This is a genomic window from Actinomadura sediminis (assembly GCF_042675525.1).
GTDB classification, from domain to species: Bacteria; Actinomycetota; Actinomycetes; order Streptosporangiales; family Streptosporangiaceae; genus Spirillospora; species Spirillospora sediminis.
This window is the reverse complement of the sequence record NZ_JBHTJA010000168.1, coordinates 1-9,715: the sequence shown is the minus strand read 5'-3', so window position 1 is coordinate 9,715 and position 9,715 is coordinate 1. Positions and strand designations below refer to the sequence as shown.

At 73.5% G+C, this 9,715-nt stretch carries 10 protein-coding genes; 7 read left to right on the top strand and 3 right to left on the bottom strand.

Annotation, left to right across the window (positions count from 1 at the left end; all coding sequences use genetic code 11):
* The 3 genes from ACFQ11_RS35900 to ACFQ11_RS35890 all read left to right on the top strand — a co-directional run.
* Nucleotides 1–1,087, top strand: a 1,087-nt coding sequence (locus ACFQ11_RS35900; protein WP_378307088.1) for a glycerol-3-phosphate dehydrogenase/oxidase, incomplete at its 5' end; no start/stop codon positions are given.
* Nucleotides 1,088–1,190: 103 nt separating this feature from the next.
* Nucleotides 1,191–2,096 (top strand): sucrase ferredoxin, encoded by a 906-nt coding sequence (locus tag ACFQ11_RS35895; RefSeq protein ID WP_378307086.1) that lies wholly within the window; start codon nucleotides 1,191–1,193, stop codon nucleotides 2,094–2,096.
* Between the two features lie 191 nt (nucleotides 2,097–2,287).
* Nucleotides 2,288–2,584 carry a WhiB family transcriptional regulator gene (locus ACFQ11_RS35890; protein ID WP_021600082.1) on the top strand — a complete coding sequence of 99 codons (297 nt, stop codon included), beginning with the start codon at nucleotides 2,288–2,290 and terminating at the stop codon, nucleotides 2,582–2,584.
* A gap of 251 nt (nucleotides 2,585–2,835) precedes the next feature.
* Here the strand turns inward: ACFQ11_RS35890 and ACFQ11_RS35885 are convergent, their stop codons facing one another.
* The 3 genes from ACFQ11_RS35885 to ACFQ11_RS35875 form a co-directional block, all read right to left on the bottom strand.
* Nucleotides 2,836–3,561, bottom strand: coding sequence for a phosphoribosyltransferase (locus ACFQ11_RS35885; RefSeq protein ID WP_378307083.1), 726 nt, complete (start codon nucleotides 3,559–3,561; stop codon nucleotides 2,836–2,838).
* Between the two features lie 67 nt (nucleotides 3,562–3,628).
* On the bottom strand, nucleotides 3,629–4,612 hold the full coding sequence (locus ACFQ11_RS35880) for a phosphotriesterase family protein (protein WP_378307081.1): 984 nt from the start codon (nucleotides 4,610–4,612) through the stop codon (nucleotides 3,629–3,631).
* 39 nt (nucleotides 4,613–4,651) lie between these two features.
* Nucleotides 4,652–5,743, bottom strand: coding sequence for a YihY/virulence factor BrkB family protein (locus ACFQ11_RS35875; RefSeq protein ID WP_378307079.1), 1,092 nt, complete (start codon nucleotides 5,741–5,743; stop codon nucleotides 4,652–4,654).
* 833 nt (nucleotides 5,744–6,576) lie between these two features.
* On the opposite strand from ACFQ11_RS35875, the gene ACFQ11_RS35870 reads away from it, so the two are divergent.
* The 4 genes from ACFQ11_RS35870 to ACFQ11_RS35855 form a co-directional block, all read left to right on the top strand.
* Entirely contained in the window at nucleotides 6,577–8,244 is a 1,668-nt protein-coding gene (locus ACFQ11_RS35870; RefSeq protein ID WP_378307077.1) for a nitrite/sulfite reductase, read from the top strand.
* A gap of 9 nt (nucleotides 8,245–8,253) precedes the next feature.
* Nucleotides 8,254–8,436, top strand: a complete 183-nt coding sequence (locus ACFQ11_RS35865; protein ID WP_378307075.1) for an Insertion element protein — start codon at nucleotides 8,254–8,256, stop codon at nucleotides 8,434–8,436.
* Nucleotides 8,433–9,143, top strand: a complete 711-nt coding sequence (locus tag ACFQ11_RS35860) for a phosphoadenylyl-sulfate reductase (RefSeq protein ID WP_026400481.1) — start codon at nucleotides 8,433–8,435, stop codon at nucleotides 9,141–9,143. Before ACFQ11_RS35865 ends, ACFQ11_RS35860 begins: the two co-directional genes overlap by 4 nt.
* 20 nt (nucleotides 9,144–9,163) lie before the next feature.
* The coding region (locus ACFQ11_RS35855) for a sirohydrochlorin chelatase (RefSeq protein WP_378307090.1) at nucleotides 9,164–9,715 on the top strand (552 nt) is incomplete at its 3' end.

The following is a 9,715-nucleotide window of genomic DNA, read 5'->3' as shown; positions in this document are numbered from 1 at the left end:
GCGGCTGTCGGCGGTGGAGACGCTGCGGGCCGCGCCCGCGCTGCGCCGGCTGGGGCTGCGCGGGGGGCTGCTGTCCTGGGACGGACGGCTCGCCGACGACGCGCGGCTGGTCACGGCGATCGCGCGGACGGCGGCCGCGCACGGCGCCCGCGTCCTGACCCGCTGCCGCGCCGTCGCGCTGGCCGGGGACGGCGCGCTCGTCCGGGACGAGGAGACCGGCCGGGAGTTCACCGTGCGGGCGCGGGCCGTGATCAACGCCGCGGGGGTGTGGGCGGGCGGCCTCGTGGACGGGGTGCGGCTGCGGCCGTCGCGCGGGACGCATCTGGTCGTGCGGCCGGAGGCGCTGCCGGGGCGGGCGGGGATGCAGATCCCGGTGCCGGGCGAGTTCGGCCGGTTCCTGCTGGTGCTGCCGCAGGAGGACGGCCGGGTCTACGTGGGGCTGACCGATGAGCCCGCCGACGGGCCGGTCCCGGACGTGCCGGAGCCGTCGCCCGGCGAGATCGGGTTCCTGCTGGACGTGCTGGGCGCGGCGCTCGAGGTGCCGGTGCGGCCCGCGGACGTGGTCGGCGCGTTCGCCGGCCTGCGCCCGCTGCTGGACTCGGGCGCGGGCGGCGGGACGGCCGACCTGTCGCGGCGGCACGCGGTGCTGACCTCGCGGGACGGGGTCGTGACGGTCGTCGGCGGGAAGCTGACCACCTACCGGCGGATGGCGGAGGACGCCGTGGACGCCGCCGTGCGGGCCCGCGGGCTCGCCGCCGGACCGTGCCGCACCGCGCGGATCCCGCTCGCCGGGGCGGCGTCCCCGGACCGGCTCGCGCGGCTGGACGCGCCGCGGCGGCTCGTCCGCCGGTACGGTGCGGAGGCCCCGCTGCTCGCGGCGCTCGGCGCGGAGGATCCCGCGCTGCTGGAGCCCGTGGTGCCCGGGCTGCCGGTGCTGGGCGCCGAACTGGCGTGGGCCGTCCGGCACGAGGGGGCGCTGGACGCGGGCGACGTCCTCGACCGCCGGACCCGCATCGGGCTCGTGGCCGCCGACCGCGCGGCCGCGCTCCCGATGGCCGAGGCGCTGACCAGGGCTTCCGCCGGGTGAGGCGACGGCCGCGGCGGGTATGACGTTCCCCACCTTCGCTGGCCCCGCGGAGCTCTGTTAGGTTACCCTAACCTAATCGGGCAAGATCGGCGGGGGGTTCTCTTTGACGCGCGGCAAGGGCTGCGGGCACTGCCCGGGCAGTCACACCGGCGAGCGGCCGTGCCTGGCGAGCGCCACGACGAAGGCCCGCTCCTGGCTGCTCATCGAGCACCCGGGGCCGTGGCCGGAGCGCGTCGAGGACATCGCCGGACCGGCGCCGGTCGTGCGGGCGCTGCGCGCCGCACTGCGCGCGGGCGTCCGGCCGCAGCTCATCCGCCGGGCCGGCCGCCGCCGCGACGTCCCCCCGATGCAGGTGTACGCGGCGTTCTCGCAGGGCGACCGGGTCTGGATGGAGGGGCGCGAGGTCGCCGACGCCGGCGAGCTGGACGCCCTCGATCTGGACGCCCTCGCCGCGGGGCGCTCGCCGGGGCTCGGCGCACCCGTCGCCGACCCCGTCCTGCTGGTGTGCACGCACGGCAAGCGCAACGCGTGCTGCGCGCGCACGGGCGCGCCGCTCGCCCGCTCCCTCGCATCGCGTTTCGGCCCCCTCGTCTGGGAAACCACCCATGTCGGCGGTGACCGATTCGCGGCGAACCTGGTATGTCTCCCCCACGGCTTCTACTACGGCGACCTCGGCGAGACCGAGGCGGTCGCCGCGGTGGACGCGTACCTGCGGGGCGAGGTCGTCCTGGACCGGCTGCGCGGCCGCGCCGGGACGCCGGAGCCCGTGCAGGCGGCCGAGCACTTCGTCCGGGCGCACACGGGACGGCTGGAACTGGACGCCGTGACCGTGGAATCCCTCACAGGGACATCTCGGTACGAAGCGGTGGTCATCGTTCAGGGGAGCCGTTACCGGGTCGTCTTCGAGGCCGCACAGCAGGCGGTCCCGTGCGGGCCGGGCTGCGGAGAGAACCTCGAAACCTACATTGTTAGGGACCTCACCCTTCTCAACGCGGCGGCCCTCGTGTAATCTCTCGGAGGTCCCTTTAGAGGGCCTCCGTGTCGCACGTCCCCAGGATTCCGGAGTAACCGGACGGGGAACAGAGCGGCAACTCCAGACGTTGGACCATTCGGCGCTTCGCTTCTGACTCTCGTCATGTGAAGCACGTCGAGCGTCCATGTCCTTTGCTCAAGTACGAAACCAATCAAGGTGGGTGTTCCATGGCTCAGGTACGTCGGCAGGCAAACCTCCCTCGTCCCAGCTGGGGCTGGCAGGACGCCGCGGCGTGCCGGGGGGAAGACCTCGTCCTCTTCTTCGGTCCCGACGGCGAGCGCCAGCCCGAGCGCGAGATTCGCGAGCGCAAGGCCAAGCAGATCTGCATGGGGTGCCCGGTCCGCACGGAGTGCCTGGACTACGCGGTGTCCCGGCCCGAGAAGTACGGCACGTGGGGCGGCCTCAACGAGGATGAGCGCGCGTCCGAGCGCCGGCGCCGCATGCGTCGCGCCAACGCCGCCTAGCCGACCGCGCACAGGGCGGCGAAAGCCCCTGCACGACCGGCCGCCCCGACGCTCCCAGTACCACCCCGGCACGCCACCGAGAAAACGACACGGCCCCGCATCCGGCGGGGCCGTTTGCGTTGCCCGTACCCGGTCCCGAAGGGCCGGGTACGGGCGTTTGCGTCACCCTTGCACCGTTCCGGAGTTCCCGAATTGCCGGGCGGTCGCCTTTTACCGCATCGAACGGCCCCGCGGGAGCAATTTCCCGGAATTCATCTGGGTCCATTGTCGGGCCCGGCGGTGCGCCCGGCGCGTTCCAGCCAGCCGATCACGTCCCGGTCGGAGAGCTGATCGAAGTTCCGGTACCACTGCCCGACGGCGCGGAAGTCCCACGGCGCCGCCGGCACCACGAGGACGTCCACCTCCGGCTCCAGCCGCGCGACGGTCTCCGCGGCGCCCACCGGCACCGCCAGCACCAGCCGCGACGGGCCCCGCTCCCGCAGCGCCCGCACGGCCGCACGGGCCGTCCCGCCGGTCGCCAGGCCGTCGTCGACCACGACGACCGGCCGTCCGGACGTCTCCGGCAGCGGCCGCCCGCCCCGGTACGCCGCCACCCGGCGGTCCAGTTCGGCGCGCTCGGCGGCCACCGTGTCCGCCAGATCGTCCTCGGTGAGCCCGAGCCGGTCCAGCAGCCCGGCGTCGAACACCGGCGAACCGCCCTCGGCGATCGCCCCCACGCCCAGCTCGGGCTGCGGCGGGTAGCCGATCTTGCGGGTCACCAGGACGTCCAGCGGCGCGTCCAGCCGCCGCGCGATCTCGTGGCCCACGGGGACGCCGCCGCGCGGCAGCGCCAGCACCGCGGCGCCCTCCAGCCCCAGCGGCACCAGCCGTTCGGCGAGCACCCGGCCCGCCTCGGCCCGGTCCGCGTACGGCAGCCGGACCGTCTCGTCCGGCCGGATCTCCTCGCGCGTCCTGCTCTTGGTCCTGTCCCAGGGCATCGCGCACACCCCCTCCGGGGTCGCTTGCACCTTCACCCCGGAGCCCTACCCGCTCAGCGGGTTTCTGTCAGGCGGACAGCCACCTGAGCGGGTTGTCGCGCAGGATCCCCTCGAGGGTCGCGTCGTCGGCGCCGGCGGCGCGCAGCGCGGGCAGGAACGTCTCGAACAGGTAGCCGTACCCGGCGCCGCCGTAGCGGACGACCTGCGTCATGCGGGACACTCCGGTGCTCAGCAGCACCCGGTCGGCGTGCCCGGCGTCGAGCATGTCCATGACGGCGCGGACGCGCGCGCCGAGCGCGGCGTCGTCGTCCCCCGCCAGGCCCAGCGTCCCGAACGAGACGTACGCGCCCGCCTCGGCGATCTTGCGGTGCTGGCCGGGGTCGTCCACCCGGTCCTGCTGGCCGACGGCGACCCGCTCGGGCTCCAGCCCGGCCGCGGTCAGGATCTCCAACTGGGCCAGCCCCGCGCGGCCGTAGGTGGCGACGGGCAACCCGGAGTAGCGGGCGGCGCGGGCGGCGGCCCGCAGGCACAGTTCCTCGGCCTCGGTGGGCGCCTCGCCCCAGGTGCCGATCTCGCCGATCACGCCGGGCAGCGCGTTCGTCCCGTCCATGCCGAAGCCGATCTCGGCGAGCAGCCGCTCGGCGAGCCGGTCCACCGCGGACGGGCCGGTGCCGGACTGCCCGGCGGCCAGCGCCTCGCGGACGAACTCGGGGTGGAACGGCTCGGTGAACACGCCGGTCGCGGCGACCACCGCGACCCGGGAGGCGGCCGCGACGCGGGCGAGCGACGCGGCGTCGCGGCCCATGCCCGCGCAGGTCAGGTCGACGACGAGGCCGAGGCCGTGGTCGGCGCGCAGCGCGGCCAGCTCGTGCTTGACGGCCTTCTCCTCGTCGAGCCAGCGGCGCGGGTCCGAGCCGACCAGCGCGGGGCGCGCCGGCCACCGCAGATCGAGCCGCAGATGCTCGTGGGAGAGCACGGGGCCGGTGATGTCGGACGTCGGGATCGTGCCGGTCACGGTCCGGATCCGGCGCGTCTCCTCACGAAGGGTCATGTACGCCGAGGTTACGACATGTTTAGCCTTTTCATGGGTTTAACCGGCGGAGTTTTTACCGTCCGCCGCGTCACTCCCACCCGCGCCCCCACCTGCGTCCTCACCTGCGTCCTCACCTGCGTCCCCGTCCTCCCGCGCCTCCCGGACGGCCCGGGCGCGCGCCGTCCCCGCGCTGGGCCACAGCCGGTCGATCTCCGCGTTCAGCGCCGCGCCGATCAGCACCGCGAACGCCGCCACGTAGAGCCAGGCGAGCACGGCGATCGCCGCCGCGAGCGACCCGTACACCGACACGCCGCGCAGCGACCCGGCCAGGTAGAGCCGCAGCGAGAAGCTGCCCACGATCCAGATCAGCAGCGCCAGCACCGCGCCCGGCACCTCCCGGTACCAGGCCGTCCGCACGGGGACGCTCATGTGGTACAGCAGCGCGAGGAACACGATCGACAGCGTCACCACGATCGGCCAGTACAGGACCCGGACGTACTCCGCGCTCTCCGGCAGCGCGTGCCGCACCAGCGTCGGCCCCAGCACCAGAAGCGGGATGACCACGAGCATCACCAGCAGCCCGATCAGGTACAGGAAGAACGCGCGCAGCCGCGTCCGGATCATCCCGCGGACGCCCGACAGCCCGTACGCGATCGTGATCGTGTCGACGTACACGTTCGTCGCCCGCGACCCCGCCCACAGCGAGATCAGGTACCCGATCGACACGAGGTTGGCGTTGCCGCCGCGGATCACGTCGTCGATCAGCGGGACGACCACCGAGTCCACCGAAGGCCCGGTCAGCACCGTGCGGGCCTGGTCGATCGCCCAGGAGCGGATCTCGGTGACCGTGCCGGCGCCGAAGGCGCCGCGCAGGTGGCCCATCGTGCCGATCAGCCCGATGACCAGCGGCGGCAGCGACAGCAGCGCGAAGAACGCCGCCTCGGCCGCGAGCCCGGTGACCCGGTGCCGGAACGCCGCCACGGTCGTCCCCTTGACCAGCAGCCACGCCACCCGGGGGGCGGCCGCCGCCCCGCGGCGCACGCGCCGGGACGGCCCGGCCGCCCGGGCCCGCGGCCCCGGCGGCGGGTCCTTGCTCGAATCCGCGTCCCCGGTCGGCGGGACGCCCTCGGCGTCGGAGACGGTCGTCACACCGCCTCACGGTAGGGCGTCGACCGCCCGTGCCGCCCCGCACCGCCCGATCCGCGCCTCCGTTCCGCGCGCCGCACGACACCCCCCGTTCGACCGGCCGTCCAGTCCTGTTCCCCGGCCTACCCCTTGGACGGCCCCGGGCGCCGCCCCGCCCATGATCTTTCCAGCCGTGGCCGTGCCCGCGCCCGGACCCCGCCCGCCCGCGCGAGCCGCCCGGCCGGTCCCCTGGACGCGCGCCCGCCGGGGAACCGGGCCCGCGACGGACGCGCCCGGCGATCGGGCGTGGCGGGCCGCACATGGAAAACGGGGGGTGAGCATCGCGCGTCATCGGGGACAATGGGACCGTGATATGCGAGTCGTGCCGTGACCGCCGCCACGGAGAGTGCCGTGGCGGCTCGTGGTGCGACTGCCAGCACCGGGACGGCCCCGCGACGCGTGCGACGACGACGTCCGGCACGCGGGACGACGCGCGGGACGAACCGGGCCGGGACTCCGGCGAGGACGCCGGGAAGAGCGAGCCGGCCGTGAACTGGCGGCGGCAGGGGTGAAACGATGACTCTTCTCACGCGTCCGCATCACGGACGTAACTGGACAGGCCGTGAGACGGCATGTCAGAGTTCCGGTATGACTGCTGCGGACCCGATGCTGGCCAAGCGCCGGCACGTGGACTTTCTGCGCGTCCGCAGCGCGATCTGTCGGTGACGCCCCGACCACGCCCCCGTTTCGCTCCAGCCGGGCGCGTGGTGCATCGGCATCACCTTTGACCTCTCCCGCTCAGCGTTGAGCCGGCCGAACGAGACTGCCGGTGCGCTACGCGTCCCTCACGACCACAGATGAGGACGCGCGCCGTGCCACCCGCGATCAAGCGCAAGAAGGGCGAGGGCCAGTGGGCCCTCGGCTACCGGGAACCGCTCAACAAGAACGAAGAGAACAAGAAGAACGACGACGGGCTCAACGTCCGCCAGCGGATCATCGACATCTACTCGAAGACCGGCTTCGACTCGATCGACCCCGCCGACCTGCGGGGGCGGTTCCGCTGGATGGGCCTGTACACCCAGCGCAAGCCGGGCATCGACGGCGGTAAGACCGGGGCCCTCGAGGACGAGGAGCTCGAGGACAAGTACTTCATGATGCGCATCCGGATCGACGGCGGCCAGCTCAGCGGCCCGCAGCTCCGGACGATCGCCGACATCTCCACGACGTACGCGCGGGGCACCGCCGACATCACCGACCGGCAGAACGTGCAGCTGCACTGGGTGCGGATCGAGGACGTCCCGGCGATCTGGGAGAAGCTCGAGGCGGTCGGCCTGCACACGATCGAGGCGTGCGGCGACACCCCGCGCACGATCATGGGCTGCCCGCTGGCGGGGATCGCCGAGGACGAGATCATCGACGCGACGCCCCAGCTCCGCGACATCCACGACCGCTACATCGGCTCCCCCGAGTTCTCCAACCTGCCGCGCAAGTACAAGACGACGCTGTCCGGCTGCACGTCGCACTGCACGGTCCACGAGATCAACGACATCGCGTTCGTCGGGGTGAAGAACGACGAGGGCGAGGTCGGCTACCAGGTGTTCGTCGGCGGCGGCCTGTCCACGAACCCGATGTTCGCGCAGAGCCTCGGCGTGTTCGTGAAGCCGGAGCAGACCCACGAGGTGTGGCACGGCGTCACCTCGGTCTTCCGCGACTACGGCTACCGGCGGCTGCGCAACCGCGCCCGGCTGAAGTTCCTGGTCAAGGACTGGGGCGCGGCGAAGTTCCGGGAGGTGCTGGAGAAGGAGTACCTCGGGTACGCGCTGCCGGACGGCCCCGAGCCGTCCGCGCCGCTCCCCAACCGCGACCACGTCGGCATCCGGCGGCAGCAGGACGGCTACTTCTACGTCGGGTTCGCGCCGCGCGCCGGACGGGTGAACGGCGAGCTGCTCGGCGTCATCGGCGACCTCGCGGAGAAGTACGGGTCCGGCCGGGTCCGCACGACCATCGAGCAGAAGATGGTCATCCTGGACGTCCCGGAGGAGAAGACGGAGGCGCTCGCGGACGAACTGGCGCGGCACGACCTGCAGGTGCGCCCGTCCACCTTCCGGCGGCAGACGATGGCCTGCACCGGCATCGAGTACTGCAAGCTCGCGATCGTCGACACCAAGCAGCGCGCGATGGACCTGATCGACGAGCTGGAGAAGCGGCTGCCCGACTTCGACCAGCCGCTGTCGATCAACGTCAACGGCTGCCCGAACGCCTGCGCCCGCATCCAGGTCGCCGACATCGGCCTCAAGGGCCAGCTCGTCGTGGACGACAACGGCGACCAGGTCGAGGGCTTCCAGATCCATCTGGGCGGGCGGCTCGGCGCGACGTTCGGCAAGAAGGTCCGCGGGCTGAAGACGACCTCGGCCGGGCTCGGCGACTACATCGAGCGGGTCGTCCGCAACTTCGACGAGCAGCGCACCGACGGCGAGACGTTCGCCGCGTGGGTGCAGCGCGCCGACGACGCGGACCTCAAGTAGGGACGTGCGATGAGCGAGCGGATGGCGCCCTTCTACTGCCCGTACTGCGGTGAGGAGAACCTCGAGCCCCGCGAGGGTGCGGGCTCGTGGTTCTGCCCCGACTGCGTCCGTTCCTTCGGATTGAAGTTCCTCGGCGTCGGAGCCCCCGCCGCGACCGGAACCCCCCGCACCACCAAGGAGAACTCCCGGTGACACTCCTGGAGACCGACAGACCGGCACTCGATCTCGAAGACGTCGTCGAATCCGCCGCCGCCGCGCTGGAGGGCGCGCCCACCCTGGAGGTCATCCGGTGGGCCGCCGCCACCTTCGGCGACCGCATCTGCCTCACCTCGTCCATGTCGGACGCGGCCCTGATCCACCTGGTGTCGAAGGTCAAGCCGGGTATCGACGTCCTGTTCGTCGACACCGGCTACCACTTCGCCGAGACGATCGGGACGCGCGACGCCGTCGAGGCCGTCTACCCGGTGAACGTGATCAACGTGACGCCGTCCCGGACGGTCGAGGAGCAGGAGGCCGCGCTCGGCCCGCGACTGTTCGGCCGCAACCCCGACCTGTGCTGCCACCTGCGGAAGGTGGAGCCGCTCGGCCGCGCCCTGGAGGGCTACATGGCGTGGTTCAGCGGCATCCGGCGCGACGAGACCGCCAGCCGCCGCGACCGCAAGGTCGTGGAGTGGGACCGTAAGCGCGGCATGGTGAAGGTCAACCCGATCCTGGACTGGACCCAGGAGGACATGGACAACTACATCGAGGACAACGGGGTGCTGGTCAACCCCCTGCACTACGACGGCTACCCCTCGATCGGCTGCGCACCGTGCACCCGCCCGGTCGCGCCCGGCGAGGACCCCCGCAGCGGCCGCTGGGCCGGCCTGGGCAAGACCGAGTGCGGCATCCACCTGTGACCTATCCGACGACCCCGCCGATGGTCGCGGTCGCGCACGGGAGCCGGGACCCCCGCGCCGCCGCGACCGTCGCCGAGCTGCTCCGCGCCGTCCGGGTCCGCCGCCCGGACGTCCCGGTGCTGCCGTCCTTCCTGGACCACGCCCCGCCCGCGCCCGACCGGGTGCTGGAGGGGCTGGCCCGGAACGGCCCGGACGGCGACGGGGTGGAGGCGGTGGTGCTGCCGCTGCTCCTCACCGCCGCGTACCACAGCAAGACCGACCTCCCGGGCGTGCTGGCCAGGGTCCGGTCCCGGCGGCCGCGGCTGCGGCTGCACACCGCCCGGACGCTCGGCCCGCACCCCCTCCTGACGGCCGCGCTGGAGCGGCGGCTCGCCGAGGTCGACGTGCGGCCGGGCTCCCCGGGCACGGCCGTCGTCGTGGTGTCGGCCGGTTCCAGCGACGCGTCCGCGAACGCGACCGTCGCCGCCCTCGCCGACCGCTGGCGGGCCCGCGGCTGGTGGGACGCCGCCGCGGCGAACGCGCCCGCCGCGGGCCCGACGCCCGCCGAGGCGGTGACGGCGCTGCGCGCGGAG

Coding starts and splice junctions, on each gene's coding strand:
- ACFQ11_RS35890 (WP_021600082.1), top strand. CDS start 2,288: ATGGCTCAGGTACGTCGGCAGGCAAACCTCCCTCGTCCCAGCTGGGGC.
- ACFQ11_RS35885 (WP_378307083.1), bottom strand. CDS start 3,561: ATGCCCTGGGACAGGACCAAGAGCAGGACGCGCGAGGAGATCCGGCCG.
- ACFQ11_RS35880 (WP_378307081.1), bottom strand. CDS start 4,612: ATGACCCTTCGTGAGGAGACGCGCCGGATCCGGACCGTGACCGGCACG.
- ACFQ11_RS35870 (WP_378307077.1), top strand. CDS start 6,577: ATGAGGACGCGCGCCGTGCCACCCGCGATCAAGCGCAAGAAGGGCGAG.
- ACFQ11_RS35865 (WP_378307075.1), top strand. CDS start 8,254: ATGAGCGAGCGGATGGCGCCCTTCTACTGCCCGTACTGCGGTGAGGAG.